The organism is Paraprevotella clara YIT 11840, from assembly GCF_000233955.1.
GTDB lineage: Bacteria > Bacteroidota > Bacteroidia > Bacteroidales > Bacteroidaceae > Paraprevotella > Paraprevotella clara.
On record NZ_JH376599.1, the window covers coordinates 24,262 to 43,377 of the forward strand.

A 19,116-nucleotide genomic window follows, 5' to 3' on the forward strand; every position below is an offset into this window, starting at 1 on the left:
ACACGCATTGTGTCAGCATTGCGTCAGTTTGTATCTTCCTCTTCTTCTCCAACGGTGATGTCGCCTCCCGAAATCCATCCCAATCCTTTGCCGTCTACGGTCAGTTCTATTTTGCGCGGGCCGTAGACTTTCAACAGCACATCATGCGTCTTACCGGATTGGAAGCCGCCTTCAAAACGCAAGTTGCTGTATTTGGCAATGAATATGGAACCCGAAGGAATCTTGTCTTCCGGGTTAGCCGTGAGAAAACGGTAGTGGATGATTACGCCCAATTGGTCTATGGGAGGAATCAACAGTGGCTTGCCGATTTTGACAGGTTCTTCTTCCGGGTCGCTCACGCCGGGTTCCGGGTCGAAAGTGGCATTTTCTCTTTTCAGTGTCGCCCCGAATTCGGTAGGTGTGTTTTCGTTGGGTACGTAGACCGTGTCGCACGTAGCTTCCCACGAAATGCCCGTCGGGGGAACGTTGGTCTCGTCCGTCCAGTCGTGTGAAACGCCGGCCCAGTCGGCAGCTACCGTGAATTGCGCCCTCGTGGGGATGACTAAGGCAACGGACTGTATGCGTATTTCCCGTCCTTGTTGCTTCAGGGTATCGTAAGCCTGCACCAGAAAGTTGAGCCGTGCCATTTCGTGTTTCACGCGAAGATGCGGTTCGACGTGCAGGCGTGCACTTTTCGTGCTGTATACCAAATCCCCGGCATGATTCATGAGATATTTGGTTTCATCATTGTCCGGCAGCCTTTCGGCATCTTCCGTGCCGGGACGGGCGTATGCCGAAATCAGGTCTTGTGTGCCGTCAATCCGGAAGAACTTGGTGATGCTGCCTTGTGTTCGTTGTTCCGGGGCATATTCTTCTGCATCTCCTTTATAATAAAGGAAGAAATTGTATTTATGCTCCGGGTAAACCGCGCTGTAATACGGCGGCTCGCCGTCGGCCCATAACAGTTCGCAGGCGGCTGAAATCCGTGCTTTGCGGTCGTTTACCAGGCAAAGGGGTGCACCGCCCCCAGTGGAAGTTTCGTCGGCTGTGAGGTCAGGAGTTCCGTCGTACACATGGTTGCGCGTCAGGAATGCGTAGACGCCGAATTCCGCTGCCATCCATTTGGCACGTTCCTCTTCGTCGTCCCAAAAGCCGAAAGACCCTTGGCCCCGTTTACCCGTCACTAAGGCGTAGGCCGGGTCGGTGAGCGACAGGGTGACGGGGATACTGTCTGCCGTCATTTCCGGATTCGGGTTGTCTGCGTCGTAGACGGGCGCATACAGTCCGGGGTAGGATTCGTTGCAGGCTGCGAGCGCGCAGCACAAACCTATTCCTGCGATGTATCTTTTCATTTCAGTATGTTTGCTTTTCCTCTTCATACGTTTCACACTTCAATTTCAAACGTTTCGCCGGGTATCCATTGGTCCAGTCCGGTCGAGGTGCTGCCACCGTTCAGGATACCGTCTTTGTCGATATTCAGTGGTGAGCCGATTTCCACTGTGATGCTTCGGCTGGCTTGCCGGTAGCCGTTCTCCTCTTCGTCCCATTGCAGCGATTTGCGCTCTTTCAAGGTATGGTAGAGGTTGATGCCTGCATGGAACACTTTGGCTGCTTTCCTTTGCGTTCCTTCCTCTTCGTAGTCGTAGTGGGTGTAAATGGCGATTTGCAGGATGCCCGGCCCCGTGACCATGTCTTCGGTATGGCTCCGTACGATACCGGGAATGTTGACGGAGGCTTCACAGCGCAACGCTTCCGCCGAGGCGCTGTCGGCCGCTGAAGGCAGGGCGGCGTATGTCGGCCTGAACAACAGTTTGTAGGTCTTTTGGGCCAGAATCAGTCCCGTGGTCAGTTCCATGGTGGATGGTATGCCGGAGATTTCGGCCGTAAGGCTGTCCACTACCACGTCTGCCGTCTTTTCGATGTGGAATACGAACGACACGTCCTGTGTGAGCGGTTCGGGCGTGAAGTCCACTACCACCTGGCCTGTCCCTTCTTGGGCCAAAGGGACGGACACATGGTCTACCCGGGCATAGAACACGGGGACACCCTCACTGGAGATGAAGTCGGAGTAAGCGTTGTAATCCTTCCATTCACCATACGCCCCCGCCACTTTCGGATCGTCCACGGGGTAGTGGCGGTAGGTAAGGTAGAGTGGGGTCAGGCCGCTTCCCAATGTGGCCGCGTCGCCTTGCGTGTCCACGATGTCGGTGGCATCTACCAGTTCACCTTCATCCCATCCGAATGTGGCGAAGTTATATTCACCACTGCGTACCCATAGGTTGTGCGTTCCGGCCGGAGCTAATGTGTCGGCCGAAGGCTGTCTTTCCGTTTCGGGCTGCATGAGGATGCCGTTGTTGTGGCTTTCCTCAGCGGTTATCCGGAATTCATACCGCAGGATGTTGACCGGACGCACGGCTATTACTCCCATGCTGTCGGGACGGTTTCCTTGGTATTCCTCTTTCCAATGGAAACGGAAATCCATGAAGGAACGGTGAGGGTGTTCCGCCTGGCATAAGTCCACTTCTGTACATGAAGCCATGGCGCAGAGGAGCGGGAGTACGGCAATCAGACTGCTACATGGTTTCATACGCGTCCCTCCTTTCTTGTTTCCTCGGGGATACTGTGCCGTAGTCTTCCTTTGTCGGCCCGATATCCGCCGGATGGTCTGCCTTTTATGTGAAAATAGGTTTCCACGGGGTCTTCTTCTTTGGATTCTTTATTTTTCTTCTTACGTCTTTTTTCTTTCCGGCTTGCTTTTTTCTTGTCGCCGGTGTCTTCGGGCGTGTCGGCCTTGGCGCTTCCGGATGGTGTTTCGGAGGTGCCGTTGCCCGTTGCGGCTTGGGGCGTAGCCGTCACTTGTTCTTCCCCTTCCGTTTTCTTTCCTTTCCTCTTACGGCGGGACTTGCCCTTCTCCCCGGCCTCTGCCTTGGCTTTTTCTTCAGCCTTGGCCTTCTCCTTTGCTACATCTTCTAATGAGTCGTTCAGCTCCAGTGTGCGGCGGAGCGAGTCGCGTGAGAATTTCTCAGCTTCCGCTTCTTTGCGGCGCACCTTGTACATGGAGTCGCGGATTTCCCAATTGCGTTGCCGTACGCGTGAGCGTTCGTTGCGTTTTTCTTTTTGCCGGGTATCCCATTCATCGTAACGTTCGGCACCCCCCTGTACCTTCTTTCCGATAGAGCGGAAGCGAAAGACGAATGAAAGATGTATGTCCTGTACCACCGGAAAAGGTACGATATGCCGTCCCTTCGAACCTTGGTAAGTGTAACATCCGTATTCTTCGTCATAGCCGAACTTGTCGTACGCCGTCATTTTGGCACCGACGGCCAAGCCTAAGTCCAAGTCTACGCTTCGGCCATCCTTGAAAGGATAAAGGGGAACACTCCATCCTCCGGTGAAACCGAAGTTATAACTGTCACCCTGTTTGCCTTTCCGTCCCAGGCTGATGGTGTATTTCTCATAACCGGCATACACGCCCACGTAGTAGGCACGCCAAACCCGAGGATTCATGAAGGTACGTCCCGAGAGCACGTTGCGCCTGAAACGCCTGAAGCCCCAGAGCGGCAGGGAGATGGTGGTGTCGCGGTTATCTTTCGTGTAGCGTTCCATGGCTCCTCTGATAGAACCGCCCGTACGCCAATACTTCCGGGCTTCCACACTCCCGGCCGCCACGTTGTACACGATGCGCGGCTGTATGGAATGGTGGGTATTCCAATTATATTTGCCGTTCATAAGTATAGAGAAACGGGTCTTTTCATTGCCAGCCAAGTCAAACTCCACTCCGAGGTTGGGAGTGGCTACTATCCAGTCCACGGCGTTGGTCATGATAGACCAACGTTTAAGAAAGGGCACGGTGTCATGTCTTACGTCCTTTGTTCCGGATAAGGCTTGCCCGTAAAAAATAGCGGGTGTCAAACAAACCCACATCAAGAGTGTCCTAATGATCAACTTTTGCATTCAAACAATATCGTACAATTCGGTTATCAACACTTTTTTAGCCTTTTACAAGGTCTATCTCTTACTAAGAGAGCGTACAACTACGTAACTCCTTATGTTACAGTTATTATAATTGGAAAATGTTTTGTAAAAGGTTTGCGTATTTTGTTATTCATTTTAGGAAAGGGTCATTTTTAACAAAAGAAACTTGTTCATTTGCTTCCTTTTACCTATTTTAGCGGTCGAAAATCGCTCTCTTAGTAAGAGATAAACCGGATACATATATTTTTAACCGGTGTTGTCACGATAACTTGTGGAAGGGGAATATCAGGCTTCTGTTGTCGGCAAAGTTGTATCGGAATTACGTTAATTTAAATCAAACGTTTTTTGCAGTGTTTTGATAGGGGCGTAAAAACTTTGTGGGAACATCCCCTACACAGGGATTTTACAAAAATATCCTTCATCTTTCAGGCTGTATGGTAATTCTCTCATAATATTGATGTTACAAGCTGAAGGATGTTTCAGGTATCTTTCAGTCACGTTTCATTCCGTTCGCCAGAGATTGGGAAATCATTCGCCTGAGATTTGAAAATCGTTCGGCTGAGACTGAAAAATCGTTTGGCGCAGAACTTTTTATGGGTCTCTACAATGAAAGGAAACTGAAAGATGAGTTTCCTATCTTTCATTCCATAATATATTATGTGAGAGGTAGTTGGCCTATGGCCTGAAGGATGAAAGGGCTTTTCTGAAAAACTCCGGGGAGGGGAAACGTGTAATTAAAAAATGGGAGGAAAGCTTGTCTTGCGTTCCTCCCATTCTTGTTTATTTCTGTTGCGGTGAGAATATCAGGTCGATGACATCCGCATCCTTGAAGAATTTCTTGGCGAATTTCTGCACGTCCTTCGGTTGGATGGAAGCCACAAGGGTTTCCATGTTTTTCGGGTCGTTCAGGTTCACTCCGGTCTTATAATATGTAACTAAGGTGGTCAGCCAATAAGCATTGTGCTGTTTGCTTTGTTCTGCCTCTTTCAGCGTGTTCTTGACCACTTTGCTGAGCTCTTCTTCCGTAACCCCCTCACGGATGATATTGTCCACTTCCTTATAAAGCAAGGGTTTCAGTTCATTCGCCTTTTCAGGGTCACATTCGAAGGTCATATACATATTATAATTGTTGTATGGTTCGCGTGAGGCTGAGCCGCTTACCCCTACGCCGTAGGTTCCGCCTTGTTCTTCGCGGATGGTCTTGGTGTAGCGGTTGGTGAGGATATTACCCAGTATGTTGATGGTATAAGCCTCTTTCAAGGTGTACTTCATTTCCCTGTTGAACAGGACTATGACTGTGGACTTCGGAACCTCCAACGGTATTTCTATGTTCTTTTCCACCTTGCCTTTCGGTGCCCTGACCTGACGGTCCACCCACTTCTCATTCCGGTAGAGGGAGGGGAGAGAACCGATGTATTTCTGAGCCATGACCCGCGCCGTGTCTTTGTCCACGTTTCCGACGATGAAGAAAGTAAAATCGCTGGCATCGCAGATACGGTCACGGTAAGCCTTTTCGATACGGTCGAGCGTCAACCGGTCTACGTATGCGTCGTTGAACAATTGTACGCGCGGACTGTAGTTGGCGGAAATCAATGAGAGAGAATCGCGCATGATGGTCTGCGGTTGCCCGGCAATCTGCTTGGCATAGATATGGTTGCGTTCGATGATGACTTTATGTGCCAGTGTATCGAAGCGAGGTTCCATAAAACGGAGGTACATCAGTTGCATCATCGTTTCGAAGTCTTTGGGCGTAGAACTTCCGTTGACGTTCTCATACAATCCGCTGATAGAAACCTCACATCCGGCCTTTTTACCTGTCAGCAGCTTGCCCAATGCGATTTCGTCGTAGGTACCCAAACCGTAGTTCGAAGCAAATTGTCCGGCATTGGATGCCGCAGGAAGGAAATTGACATCCGTATATAAAGAAGAACCGCCGGGACTGTAAGCGGCCAGTGCCACTTCGTCTTTTTCATAATCGGCCTTGCGGTAGATTACTTTTGCCCCGTTGCTTAAAGTCCATTCTTCGGCTTGGAATTGCGGCAGTTCCTTCACTTTTGTGATCGTTCCGGCTGTGGGCTCTTTTTCGATGAGATTGCCTTTTACGCTATTGTCTTCGTATGCAGAGACTTCCTTTCCTTCCATTTCGGCAAGGATGTCCCGGGCCTCTTGTTCCGTCAGGTGTGTGACGCCTTCGCTTGGGCCGCTGATGACGATGGTACGGTTGTCTGTCTTCCACCATCTTTTGGCTTGTTCGGAAACTTCTTCTGCCGTGATGGTCGGAAGGATTTCCTTGACTGCCTCGGCATAATCCTCTATGTTGATGATGGCTTCATTGCCTAAGAAATGGGATTGCATTTCTTCAGCATAGGTGTCATTGGATGTTTTGTCCTTGTCTTTCACCATGGATTCGAGGCTGGTCAGCATATTGGCTTTCGCACGGTTCAGTTCATCTTCGGTGAACCCATGCTGGAATATACGTTCGTGCTCCTCTAAGGCTCCGATAAGCGCTTCTCTTTCCTGATTCGGCTTGGCTGTAGCACTGATGGAATAAGCATAGTATCCTTTTACCATACCGAAAAAGCCGACCGAAGCTTTTACGTAAGGGGCTTGTCCGCGTTGAATAATCTCTCCGATACGTTCACCCACCATACTGTTGTAGAAGCCGATCATCAGACCGTTTTTCACGTCCTGGTACGTGGCATATCCCTTGCCGTCGTATTCTTTGTCGCGGAAGATACGGATAACCTGTACGTTGGACGAAGTGGCTTCCTTGTCGGTGGCCAGACAGAAATAAGTTTCGTCATGGGAAGGAATTTCAAAAAACGGACGTGGTTCCGGATTAGGGATAACGGGAATGGATGAAAAGACTTTCTTTATCTTTTCTTCCATATTCTTGATATCGAAGTCTCCTACGATAGCAATGGCTTCCAAGTCCGTGCGGTACCATTTGTGGTAAAAGTCGCGCAAGGTTTCGGGCTTGAACGTCCGGATGACATCCATGTCGCCGATGACATCGCGCTCGGCATATTTCGAGCCTTTGTAGAGTACAGGTCTTTTCTGGTTATAGATACGGGTTGCGCTGTTGTTGCGCGTACGCCACTCCTCGGTGATGACCCCACGTTCCTCGTCGATGTCTTTCGGGTCGAGGGTCAGGTAATAAGACCAGTCGTGCAGAATAAGCAGGCACGTGTCCGTCAGGCTTTCGTCTGCCATCGGCACATCGCTGATATTGTAAACCGTTTCGTTCTGTGTGGTGTAGGCATTCAGGTTCCCACCGAAAGAGATTCCATGACGTTCGAGTGTGGAAATCATGCTGTTGCCCGGGAAGTTCTTACTGCCGTTAAAGGCCATGTGTTCCAAGAAGTGGGCCAAGCCGTCCTGATCGTCATTCTCAAGCAATGCGCCTGCGTTGCGGATGATGAAGAAACTGGCCCGGTCTTTAGGTTCTTCGTTATGCCGGAGGTAATAAGTGATACCGTTCGGTAGCTTGCCGATCAGGACATTCGGGTCTGCCGGAAGTTTCTTGTTCCAGTCGATGGGTTGTGCATACCCTATCAGGCTGAGAAACAGGAATGACAGCAATAGAATTTTTTGTTTCATAATTTAAAAGTATAAAATCAGACTGTATGAGCAGCCTGTGATTAAGATTTCTGATTGTCTTTGTTGCGGATTTCCACCCTTCGGATTTTGCCACTGATGGTTTTGGGCAGTTCGTCTGCAAACTCGATGACTCTCGGGTATTTATAAGGTGCAGTGACTTGTTTGACGTGGTTTTGCAGGGTCTTGACCAAATGCTCTTTGTCTACATCCTTATAGTCTTTTGCCAATACGATGGTAGCTTTTACGATTTGTCCGCGAATCTCGTCGGGTACGCCTGTGATGGCGCATTCCACTACGGCAGGATGCGTCATCAATGCGCTCTCCACCTCGAAGGGGCCGATGCGGTAGCCGGAACTTTTGATGACATCGTCTACCCGTCCTACAAACCAGAAATAACCGTCTTCGTCTTTCCAGGCTACGTCTCCTGTATAATATATGCCGTCATGCCATACTTCACGGGTGAGATCCGGGTTACGGTAGTATTCCTTGAACAATCCCAATGGTTTGCCTTGGGAGGTACGGATGACTATCTGACCCTGCTCGCCCGGTGCGGCCGACGTACCGTCTGTCTTGAGCAAGTCTACCACGTATTCCGGATTGGGCACTCCCATGGAACCCGGTTTGGGTTCCATCCAGGGGAAAGTGGCGATGGTCAGGGTCGTTTCCGTCTGTCCGAAGCCTTCCATCAGTTTGATGCCTGTCAACTTGCGGAAGGTTTCGTATACGGCCGGGTTCAGTGCCTCGCCTGCAATCGTGCAGTATTGCAGGGAAGAAAGGTCGTAATGCGTCAGATCCTCCCGAATAAGGAAGCGGAAGACGGTGGGAGGAGCGCAGAGCGATGTGATATGATAATTTTGTATCATTTGCAGGATGTCGGCCGGATGGAACTTTTCATGGTCGTATACGAAAACCGTAGCTCCGGCAATCCATTGGCCGTACAGTTTTCCCCACACGGCCTTTCCCCATCCCGTGTCGGCTACGGTCAGATGCAGGCTGTCTTCGTGCAGGTTATGCCAATAACATCCGGTCGCGATATGTCCGAGCGGATAGGTGAAATCATGAGCCACCATCTTCGGTTCACCGGTAGTTCCCGAAGTGAAATACATCAGGGATATGTCGTCGTTCCGGTTGGGATGTTCCGGTTTGACAAACGGTGCGGCTCCTAAAACGCCTTTCTGAAAGTCTTCAAAACCATGGGGCACGATCGGTCCGGCCGAGACGAGGTGTTTGACGGAGGGTGAATAGGGGAGAGCGTCTTTGACGTGGTTCAGGATAACTTCCTCACCAGCACAGACAATCATTTTGATGTCAGCGGCATTGTTACGGTAGATAATGTCTTTTCCGGTCAGCAAATGGGTGGCCGGGATAGCCACAGCTCCAATCTTGTGCAGGGCGATGATGGAGAACCAAAATTCGTACCGCCGTTTCAATATAAGCATGACCATGTCTCCGTGTCCGATGCCTAACGATTGGAAATAAGAAGCCGTGCGGTCGGTGTAGTCTTTCAGCTCGGAAAAAGTGAAATCGTGGTGTACGCCGTGGTCGTTCGTCCAACATAAGGCTATCTTGTCCGGGGCTTCTGCGGCCCATGCATCTACTACATCGTATCCGAAATTGAAGTTCTCCGGTACTTTTACATGGAAATTTTGGATGAAGTCGTCTTGCGACGTGAACGTCGTTTGACTTAAAAATCTCTCCAGCATAATCTTTTTCTTAAAGTCTAAAAAGTCGCAATATGTACTTAATTGGGTACAAAGGTAATAAATAATGGTCTATTTAGTCCTTGTCCCGTTGGAAAAATAACATGTAAATTCGGTTTACAGTGCATATTTGCCGGTCTGAAGTCAGGCCAAATCCACTACGGTGATGCCTGCCCCTCCGAACTGCACGTGTTCGTCCTTGAAATCTTTTACGCCGGGCACCGTGTGCAGATACTGGCGAATCAGCGTGCGTAAGATGCCCGAACCTGTTCCGTGCAGGATGCGTACCCTGGATATTCCCAATAATATGGCATCGTCGATGAAATAAGTGACGGCATGGATGGCTTCGTCCCCCCTCATGCCCCGTACGTCGATATCCTGCTTGAAATTCAGTTTTTTCTCGTACACGCTGTCTTGTGTCTGTTTGCTGACGAAGGTGGCGGCCTGGTTCCGTGCCGGGGGATCGGGGGCGGCGGCACGTTCCAGCCGTTCCGGTTTCACGTTGGTGCGCATCATGCCGAAAGTGACGATGGCGTTCTTTCCGTCTATTTCCTCTATCGTGCCTACGGTGGTCTGCCCTTTGATGCGTACGGTCTCGCCGGGTTGCAGGGGACGGTTGCGTTCTTCCGCTTCCCGTGCGGCTTGCAGCAAGGCATCGGGCTGTGCTTTCCGCATGGCGGCTTCGGATGCTTTTTTCTCTTTCCGTTCGGCCTGTCTTTTTTTCCGTTCCTGCAGTTGTTGCATTTTACGGGTTATCTTGTCCGCTTCGTGTTGCTTTTCGATGTCGTCCAAAGTCTTTTTAAAATCATCCAATTCCTGGCGTACGTTGCGGGTCTTTTCTTTTTCAGCCTGTGCCTCCCTGATGGTTTTAATGGTGTTCTCTATCTTGGCATTCGATTCCCGGAGCAGTTGTTCGGCATCTTCTTTGGCTTTGCGCAAGATTTCTTTCCGGCTGCGTTGCAACTCTGCGATTTCCGTTTCGTAACGGGCTATGGTTTTCTCCATTTCCTTTTCCCGGAGGTGGATGTTCTGCCGTTTGTTTTCCCAATACCGCTTGTCTCTTACGATGTCTTGCAGGTACTTGTCCGCGTTGATGTACTCTTTGCCCACCAGCTCGGAAGCATCGGCTATTACTTCCTCCGGAATACCTATCTTGCGGGCGATTTCCACGGCGAAAGAACTGCCCGGATTGCCGATTTGCAGTTGGAACAGGGCCTGCATGTGTTGGCGGTCGTAGAGCATGGCCCCGTTCACTACGCCCTCATGGTCCTCGGCGAAGTGTTTCAGGTTTTGGTAATGTGTCGTGATGATGCCGAAGGTCTTTTTTTGGTTGAAACGTTTCAGGACGGCTTCGGCTATGGCGCCGCCGATTTGCGGTTCCGTGCCGCCTCCGAATTCGTCGATGAGCAGAAGGCTGGTGCCACAGCAAGCTTTCATCATGTTTTTCATGTTGAGCAAATGGCTGGAATAGGTGCTCAAGTCGTCCTCTATGCTCTGCTCGTCCCCGATGTCGATGAAGATGCTGCCGAAAATGCCGGTGCGTGAGTTTTCCCCGATAGGAACGGGAAGTCCGCATTGCAACATGTATTGGATGAGGCCTACGGTCTTCAGGCATACGGATTTTCCGCCCGCGTTGGGACCGGAAATGATGAGAATACGCTGATGCCCGTTCAGTTCGATGTCGAGCGGCACGATTTTTTTCCCGTGACGGGTCAGGGACAGGTATAGCAAGGGATGACGGGCCAGCGTCCAGTCTATCAGCGGTGCCCCTTTGATGTCCGGTGTCGTGGCATTGAATTGGCGGGCCAGTCCGGCTTTGGCATGGATGAAGTCTATTTCGGCCAGAAATTCGTAGGATTGCAGGATTTCCTGATAATGAGGCCGGACCTCAGCCGTGAATTCCTGCAATATGCGTATGATTTCCCGTCGTTCTTCCCCCTCCAGTTCACGGATGCGGTTGTTGGCTTCCACTACTTCGGCCGGTTCGATGAAGACCGTACGCCCCGTGGCGGATTCGTCGTGGACGATTCCCTTAATTTTCCGCTTTAAAGCCGGAGCCACAGGAATGACCAAGCGTCCGTCGCGCATGGTGGGAGTGACATCCTTGTCCACCACGCCGTCTTGTTGCGCGTTCCGCAAGATGGCGTGCAGTGTGCGCGAGATTCCGCTTTCGGCAGCGACAAGTTCGCGGCGGATACGTAATAGTTCGGCGGATGCCGAGTCTTTGATTTTGCCGTATTTGTCGAGTATGCTCTCAATGCGGCGCACCAGTTGAGGGTAGACGGAGACCCCTTGCGTCAGACGGCGTAAGGCCGGATAGGGGACGGAGGCATCATCGCCGGGGCGGTTTTCCTCCGTGCCGTTATCTTCTTCGGTATCCTTGTTGAGAAACCGTACGATGTTGATAATCGTGCAAAGCGAGCGTTTCAGATCGAACAGTTCCGTTTCGTCGAGATAAGTACCTTCTATTCTGATGCGTTTGATGGCCGGGCGTACATCATAGAAATCCTGCTCCGGAAAGTCCTCTTCTTCTTCCTGAATGCGCAGGAATTCCCGTGTCTGCTCTTGCAATTCGCGCAATAGATGCAAATCCGTCTGGAATTTCATCTGTCCGACGCGCTCTATGCCAAGTGTACTCAGGCAATGTCCCGTCAATAAAGTACGTATCTCGTCAAATCCTATTTTCTGTTCAAAATTCTGTGGATAAATCATATTTCATTTGGATTAGCGGGTGCAAAGTTAAGAAAAAGCGGCATAAAAGTTTCTTTGTCCGGGGCTTTTCTGTCTTTCTCCGTTGCAAGTGTCAGTGGAGAGTATTATAAGTCTGTTATAGGATAGTTTTAATGTTATTCAGAACACTCTTTGTGAATAATCAGGTCAGTTTATAAGAATGAAGATATTTATTTTGCAATCGGAAAATAACAGTAGAAAATGGAAAGTGACGTATTGTTAGTTAGTGATGATTTTATGATAGTACGTGAGAAGGATGCTCTCATGTATGGCTTGGAGGCTGGGAGGAATCTGTCTCGGATGACATCAGATACGATAAAAGTAGAATGGGTGATTGTTTCTATTGTCGTTTCGGGAGAAGCCGAATGTACCATCAATGGAAAGAATTATAACGTCAAGGCACATGATATAATCATGTCCTTGCCCAATTATGTATTGGAACGGCAGAAAAAGACGGATGATTTGTCTGTAAACAGTCTTTGTATCTCTCGTTCTTTATTTCAAAAAGCCATTTCATTTTCTTCATATAATTGGGATGTGGTTTCATTTCTGATAGCTCATCCGATACTGTCGCTCACGGATATGGAATATACTTGTTTATCATTGTATTATTCTTTGATATCTGTCAAGATTGGGGATAAGAACAAGTTGGGATATAGGGAATCCATGCAGTGTCTGTTGAAATCGTTTATGTGTGAATTGTATGGCGTGATAGGACGTTATATTTCGGTCGGTGCGGTCAATTACTCTCAAGGACATAATCTGTTCAAAGGATTTTTGGATTTGCTTACATCGGTCTATCCTAAACCTCGTTCCGTATCTTTTTATGCGGAGACATTGAATGTAACGTCTAAGTATTTGTCTTCTGTCTGTAAAGCGACTTGTGGCGAGACGGCTTCGATGCTGATTCATAAAGCGGTGACGAAAGACATCGCGGATTTGTTGTCTTATTCAAACAAAAGCATTAAGGAAATTATGGTGGAGTTGGATTTTCCTTCTCTTTCTTTCTTCGGTAAATATGTGAAAAAGCATTTTGGTGTCGGGCCTAAAGAATATCGCTCCAAACGTTTATCCTAATACGACGTCCAGAATCATCATTAATACGAAGCCCAGTGCAAAGCCTACCGTTCCTACGTTGGAATGTTTTCCTTGAGAAGCCTCCGGAATCAACTCCTCTACGACCACATAAATCATAGCGCCAGCGGCAAACGACAGTAAATATGGCAATATGGGGGTGATGTAGGCTGCCAACAGAATCGTCAGGATAGCTCCGATAGGTTCTACGACACCGCTCAATGTACCGATGCCGAAAGCGCGCAATCTGCTGTTTCCCTCACTACGCAGAGGCATGGAGACAATGGCGCCTTCCGGGAAATTCTGTATGGCGATTCCCAAAGATAAAGCCAATGCACCGGCCATGGGAAGATAAGTGCTGTGTTCCATGGCGGCGGCTAATGCTACTCCTACAGCCATTCCCTCCGGAATATTGTGCAAGGTGACGGCCAATACCAACATGCTTGTCCGTGACAATTTGCTGTGCGGTCCTTCGGGTGAAGGGCTGCCTAAATGGAGGTGCGGAGTGATCCGGTCCATCAGCAAGAGAAATGCAATACCCGCTATGAAGCCGCTTACGGCCGGGATAACCCGGGTAGCATTTTCCGTACCGCTCATTTCTATAGAAGGTATCAGCAGCGACCATACGGAAGCCGCTACCATGACACCGGAAGCGAATCCCAATAAGGTTTTCTGCACTAAGTCCGGCATTTGTTTTTTCATCAGAAAAACGCAGGCGGCACCTAAAGTAGTACCGGCAAAAGGTAATAATAATCCTATGATTAGTCCGTCCATAATTTTATATTTGTCGTTTGTGGGTATTATTCCAACGTGATTTCACCGGCCAGGTTGGTATTCATGAGACGCCTGACCTCTTCGGGGGGCAGGTCATGGCCCAAAAGAAACATCAATTTGGTCAATGCACACTCCGGAGTGCTGTCATATCCGCTGATCACTCCGGCTTCCAGTAACTGACGGCCTGTTTCATAACGTTCCATTTCTACACTTCCCGACTGGCATTGGGTGATGTTGATAATAATGATGTTGCGTTCTGCAGCTTCTTTGATGAGTTTGATAAACCAGGGTTTCTGTGGGGCGTTGCCCGAACCGAAGGTTTTCATAACTACGGCTTTCAATCCTTTAATGTTGAAGACAGAAGTAATAATGCTTTCCTGTATCCCCGGAAAAAGCGTGAGAACCACTACATTGGTATCGAACAGGTAGTGTGCCTTCAGGGGGCGTGACGCGTCAGGCCGGCGTATGCGTTCCGGTTTGATTTTAATGTCGATGGCACTATGCCCCAGACACGGATAATTATACGACTTGAAAGCATTAAATTTCTCTGCATTGATTTTCGTGGTACGGTTGCCCCTCATCAAGTCTCTTTCGAAGTAGATACAGACTTCCGGCACCATGGCCGTACCGTCCGGATGTTTGGCCGCAGCAATCTCTATGGCGGTAATCAGGTTTTCTTTGCCGTCTGTCCGCAACATACCCATCGGGAGTTGTGAACCGGTCAATACAACCGGTTTAGACAGGTTTTCCAACATAAAACTCAATGCAGAAGCCGTATAAGCCATGGTGTCAGTTCCATGTAGAATGACAAAACCATCGTATTGTTCGTAATTCCGTTCTACAATTCGTGCCAATCTTGCCCAATGGTAAGGTTCCATATCGGAAGAATCAATGGGGGGATCGAAAGAATAGGTGTTGATATGATAATTAAAACGTTTCAACTCCGGAACGAAGTTCAGCAAGTGGTCGAAGTTGAAGCTTTCCAATGCTCCTGTTTCCGGGTTTTCTATCATTCCGATAGTTCCACCTGTATAAATCAGCAATACGGAGGGGGCAAAGTCTGTCATATATCCATGGTTTTGCGGTTCATTTGCAAATATAACGATAAATTCTGGATTTTGAGGTGGAGTGAATTGCTTTTGTTTGTGTTTTCTAAAAAATCTTAAACTTGGAAAGTTTTCCGTTGGAAATTTGTTTCGCTGTAAATTAAAGGCGTTCTTTGCAAAAGTTTCTATTGGAAAATAATGATAATATAAAATAAGAAGGAAGAATATGAAGTATGTAATTGTGGGAGGAGTGGCTGGTGGTGCGACTGCGGCAGCCCGGATTCGTAGAAATACGGAAAAAGCGGAAATAATTTTGTTTGAAAAGGGAGAATATATATCGTATGCCAATTGCGGTTTACCTTATTATATAGGTGGAGTGATTCGTGATAGAGAACGGCTTTTCGTGCAAACTCCGGAGGCTTTTGCACGTCGTTTCCGTGTGGATGTCCGTACTGCATCCGAGGTGACGGCAATAGATGTACGCCGAAAAGAAGTTACGGTAAGAACATCTGACGGTCGGGAATATGTGGAAACTTACGACAAACTCTTGCTTTCGCCCGGAGCCTCCCCGGTACGTCCTCCTTTGACAAGTATCGACAGTCGTGGAATCTTTACGTTGCGTAATGTACAAGACACCGACCGTATAAAAGACTACGTACGACAACATCAGGTCAGACGTGCACTTATCGTAGGTGGCGGTTTCATCGGTTTGGAAATGGCTGAAAATTTACAACATACAGGGGCAGAAGTGGCTGTGGTGGAAATGGCAGCTCAGGTCATGGGGCCTATAGATTTTTCTATGGCGGCTTTAGTGCATGAACATCTGTTGCAGAAAGGGGTGAAGCTTTATTTGGAACAGGCGGTGGAATCTTTTGAGGAAACCGCTTCCGGAGTGACGGTAAAGTTCAAGTCCGGTATCACGATAGAGACGGATTTGGTGATTCTTTCCATTGGGGTACGTGCTGAGACATCGTTAGCCTCCGCTGCAGGATTGGAGTTGGGAGAGATGAAAGGTATCCGTGTGAATGAGTATTTGCAGACATCGGATGAATCGGTGTATGCGGTCGGTGATGCGATAGAATTTCCTCACCCGCTGACAGGTAAGCCTTGGCTGAATTTCTTGGCAGGTCCTGCCAACCGTCAGGCACGTATTGTGGCCGACAATATGGTGTTCGGCAATAAAGTAAAATACGAAGGGGCAGTCGGAACAGCCATTGCCAAGGTGTTCGACCAGACCGTGGCTTCAACAGGTCTTCCGGCCAAACGTTTAATACAGTTTGGGATACCTTATCTTTCGGCTACGATACATTCAGGTTCTCATGCCGGATATTATCCCGGTGCCTTGCAGATGGCTATAAAGATTACGTTTTCTCCCGATGGAGGCAAACTTTACGGAGCACAAATCGTCGGTTATGACGGTGTGGATAAGCGGATAGATGAATACGCTATGGTCATTAAGCGCGGAGGTACAGTGTACGATTTGATGGAGTTGGAGCACGCTTACGCTCCACCTTTTTCATCAGCCAAGGATCCGGTGGCGGTATCAGGTTATGTGGCCGGGAACATATTGAACGGGAAAATGAATCCGCTTTATTGGAGGGATTTAAAAACGGCTGATTTGAACCGCGTGACATTGGTGGACGTGCGTACGCCCGACGAATATGCACTGGGAGGGATAGACGGCGCGGTGAATGTACCGTTGGATGAGTTGCGGGAACGTTTGGCAGAGTTACCTCTTGATAAACCTGTGTGGGTGTATTGTGGCGTGGGCTTGCGTGGTTATCTGGCCTCTAATATCCTAAAAGAAAATGGATATGACGTGAGGAATCTGATAGGAGGGCTTAAGACCTATAAAGCGGCTGTAACTCCGGTTTGTATTCCTGGTGCGCCTGAAGACGTTTGTGTTCGGAAATCGAGTAACACGTGTTGTGTAAGTCAGGAGGAAAAGGTGCCGGTAGCCCGTATTGTCCGAATAGATGCTTGTGGTATTCAATGTCCCGGTCCTATTCTGAAATTGAAGAAGAGTATGGAGCAATTGCAATCTGGTGAATGTTTGGAGATACGTGCTACGGATGCCGGTTTTCCCCGTGATGCCGAAGCCTGGTGCCGGATGACAGGAAACCGTTTTGTTTCTGCTCAAACCGAAAATGGTACATACATAGTCAGAGTAGAGAAAGCGACACCTTGTGCGATGGAGGTTTCACATCCGGTCTCGACGGCAAAAGGTAAGACTTTTATTCTGTTCAGTGATGATTTGGATAAGGTATTAGCTACTTTTGTTTTGGCTAACGGTGCAGCGGCTACTGGAGAGAAAGTGACCATTTTCTTCACTTTCTGGGGATTGAATGCCATTAAAAAGACAGAAAAGCCAAAAGTGAAGAAAGATTGGTTTGGAAAGATGTTCGGTGTGATGTTGCCATCCGATTCCATGAAACTGCAACTTTCAAAAATGAATATGGGAGGCATGGGAGCACGGATGATGCGTCATATTATGAAACGTAAAGGCATTGATTCTTTAGAGTCATTACGCCGGCAGGCCATTGAAAACGGAGTGGAATTCATAGCCTGTCAAATGTCGATGGATGTGATGGGGGTGAAAAAGGAAGAGTTGTTGGACCATGTGACGATCGGCGGAGTAGCTACGTATATGGGACGTGCCGAAGAGGCTAATGTAAACTTGTTTATTTAGCGCTGCCATGGAGAAAATCAAATGTATTTGTGTCATGAGGGACCTTTATCGTTCTCTTGCTTTGTTGGAAACCCGTCTGTCGGAAACATACGGTTTATCATTGAATGAAGCGATGGTCCTGTGTAGCATTGGGGAAGAAACCGTGATGGCAGGCGTGGTTGTGGAACGTACGGGACTGACGGCCTCACATGCTTCCAAAATGATACGTTCGGTAGAAGAAAAAGGCTTGTTGGTTCGGACTTTGGGGGAGAAAGACAAGCGCCAGATGTATTTTGCCCTGACTGATAAGGCCAAGGAGAAGTTGGAAGACATCCGAAAGCATGGAATAGAGATTCCCGATTTGCTGCTTCCTTTCTTCCAGTAAGAGACGGAACATATCTGAAAATCCCCATGGTCGGTTAGGACCATGGGGATTTTCAGATGTCCGAATTCTTTTCAGAACAACAATTTTACAATGGCATATCCACCGAATACCAGCCAAACATAGAGGATGCCGGCCAGATAGAAAGGTTTGGCTCCGGCTTGTTTGAATTTGTCTATGCTGGTTTCTGCACCGAGTGCCGTCATGGCCATGGTAAGTAAGAACGTGTCCACGTTATTGATGAACCCTATACCTGCCTGCAAAGTTTCCTGAGGAATGAAAGTGGCAGATTGTAACAGGGAATTAATACCGATGACGACTAAAAAATAAAAAGCGAACCAAGGTATTGTGATTTTACTCTTTCCGGTTATGCCTTTATTTTTTTGTTTTCCGGAGAGGCATACACTCATGATGACCAAAACGGGTGCCAACAGCATGACGCGTATCATTTTGGTGATGGTGGCGGCATCTGCCACATTGCCTCCCGCAGCATCGATGGCGTTACCCGCTCCGACTACATGAGCTACTTCGTGCAGGGTTGAACCTATATATACGGCTATGGCTTGGTCGCTCAAGCCGTCCAACCATCCGGCACGGTACATGATGGGATAGAGGAACATGGAAAGTGTTCCGAATATCACCACGGTGGATACGGCGACCGCAGTCTTGTGGGCTTCGCAGCGCACAACCGGTTCGGCTCCCAGTACGGCTGCAGCTCCACAGATGGCGCTACCGGTAGAAGTCATTAAAGCTGTCTGGCTGTCCACTTTGAGTAATTTTCCCATTAATATTCCTAAGGCCAATGTACCGGCGACGATAATCAAATCAGCCGTAATGGCCGGTAGTCCTATGGCCAGTACCTGTTGAAAAGTCAGCTTGAAGCCGTAGAGTACTACGCCTGTGCGCAAGATTTGTTTGGAACAAAACTTGATTCCCGGAACCCATGTCTCGGGCAGTTTGTTGCGTAAGCTATTGGCATATAGCATGCCTAAGATGATACCGACAATCAGCGGGCTGAAGGAAAGTTGTTTGACGAACTCGAATTCTGTAATGTAAAAGGCAGAAAACGAAAATAAAACGATAAGTAAAATTCCATGCAGGACTTCTCCTTTGTTTTCCTTAAACATAAATCAGTGAAAATGTTAGTTATAAAATAATAAGGGTTATCCGTTTGCAAAGATACGATAA

12 protein-coding genes are annotated in these 19,116 nt (G+C 48.6%); 3 read left to right on the forward strand and 9 right to left on the reverse strand.

Annotated features, from left to right (window positions below):
• Positions 1–23: 23 nt before the first annotated feature.
• The 6 genes from HMPREF9441_RS08650 to HMPREF9441_RS08675 form a co-directional block, all read right to left on the reverse strand.
• On the reverse strand, positions 24–1,331 hold the full coding sequence (locus tag HMPREF9441_RS08650; protein ID WP_244949701.1) for a hypothetical protein: 1,308 nt from the start codon (positions 1,329–1,331) through the stop codon (positions 24–26).
• 32 nt (positions 1,332–1,363) lie between these two features.
• Positions 1,364–2,566 (reverse strand): hypothetical protein, encoded by a 1,203-nt coding sequence (locus HMPREF9441_RS08655; RefSeq protein WP_008620217.1) that lies wholly within the window; start codon positions 2,564–2,566, stop codon positions 1,364–1,366.
• The gene (locus HMPREF9441_RS08660; protein ID WP_244949702.1) at positions 2,563–3,828 is read right to left on the reverse strand and encodes a DUF3575 domain-containing protein; all 1,266 of its coding nucleotides are present in this window, start codon (positions 3,826–3,828) and stop codon (positions 2,563–2,565) included. The genes HMPREF9441_RS08655 and HMPREF9441_RS08660 overlap by 4 nt, the downstream gene beginning before the upstream one ends.
• A 906-nt stretch (positions 3,829–4,734) precedes the next feature.
• Complete coding sequence (locus HMPREF9441_RS08665) at positions 4,735–7,554, reverse strand: M16 family metallopeptidase (protein WP_008620225.1); 2,820 nt, start codon at positions 7,552–7,554, stop codon at positions 4,735–4,737.
• A gap of 41 nt (positions 7,555–7,595) precedes the next feature.
• The gene (locus HMPREF9441_RS08670; RefSeq protein WP_008620227.1) at positions 7,596–9,257 is read right to left on the reverse strand and encodes an AMP-binding protein; all 1,662 of its coding nucleotides are present in this window, start codon (positions 9,255–9,257) and stop codon (positions 7,596–7,598) included.
• A gap of 141 nt (positions 9,258–9,398) precedes the next feature.
• Positions 9,399–11,966, reverse strand: a complete 2,568-nt coding sequence (locus HMPREF9441_RS08675; RefSeq protein ID WP_008620229.1) for an endonuclease MutS2 — start codon at positions 11,964–11,966, stop codon at positions 9,399–9,401.
• A gap of 219 nt (positions 11,967–12,185) precedes the next feature.
• Between HMPREF9441_RS08675 and HMPREF9441_RS08680 the strand changes: the two genes are divergently transcribed.
• Entirely contained in the window at positions 12,186–13,061 is an 876-nt protein-coding gene (locus HMPREF9441_RS08680; protein WP_008620230.1) for a helix-turn-helix domain-containing protein, read from the forward strand.
• Here HMPREF9441_RS08680 and HMPREF9441_RS08685 read toward each other — a convergent pair.
• Both HMPREF9441_RS08685 and HMPREF9441_RS08690 read right to left on the reverse strand, forming a co-directional pair.
• Entirely contained in the window at positions 13,053–13,832 is a 780-nt protein-coding gene (locus HMPREF9441_RS08685; RefSeq protein WP_008620231.1) for a ZIP family metal transporter, read from the reverse strand. The genes HMPREF9441_RS08680 and HMPREF9441_RS08685 overlap by 9 nt on opposite strands.
• A 26-nt stretch (positions 13,833–13,858) precedes the next feature.
• A complete protein-coding gene (locus HMPREF9441_RS08690; RefSeq protein WP_008620232.1) occupies positions 13,859–14,899 on the reverse strand; it encodes an asparaginase in 1,041 nt (346 codons plus the stop codon).
• A 205-nt stretch (positions 14,900–15,104) separates the two neighbouring features.
• On the opposite strand from HMPREF9441_RS08690, the gene HMPREF9441_RS08695 reads away from it, so the two are divergent.
• On the forward strand, positions 15,105–17,567 hold the full coding sequence (locus HMPREF9441_RS08695) for a DsrE/DsrF/DrsH-like family protein (protein WP_008620233.1): 2,463 nt from the start codon (positions 15,105–15,107) through the stop codon (positions 17,565–17,567).
• A 7-nt stretch (positions 17,568–17,574) separates the two neighbouring features.
• Entirely contained in the window at positions 17,575–17,931 is a 357-nt protein-coding gene (locus HMPREF9441_RS08700) for a MarR family winged helix-turn-helix transcriptional regulator (protein ID WP_008620235.1), read from the forward strand.
• 71 nt (positions 17,932–18,002) lie between these two features.
• Here HMPREF9441_RS08700 and HMPREF9441_RS08705 read toward each other — a convergent pair whose 3' ends face one another.
• Positions 18,003–19,055 (reverse strand): YeiH family protein, encoded by a 1,053-nt coding sequence (locus HMPREF9441_RS08705; protein WP_008620237.1) that lies wholly within the window; start codon positions 19,053–19,055, stop codon positions 18,003–18,005.
• Positions 19,056–19,116: the final 61 nt, after the last annotated feature.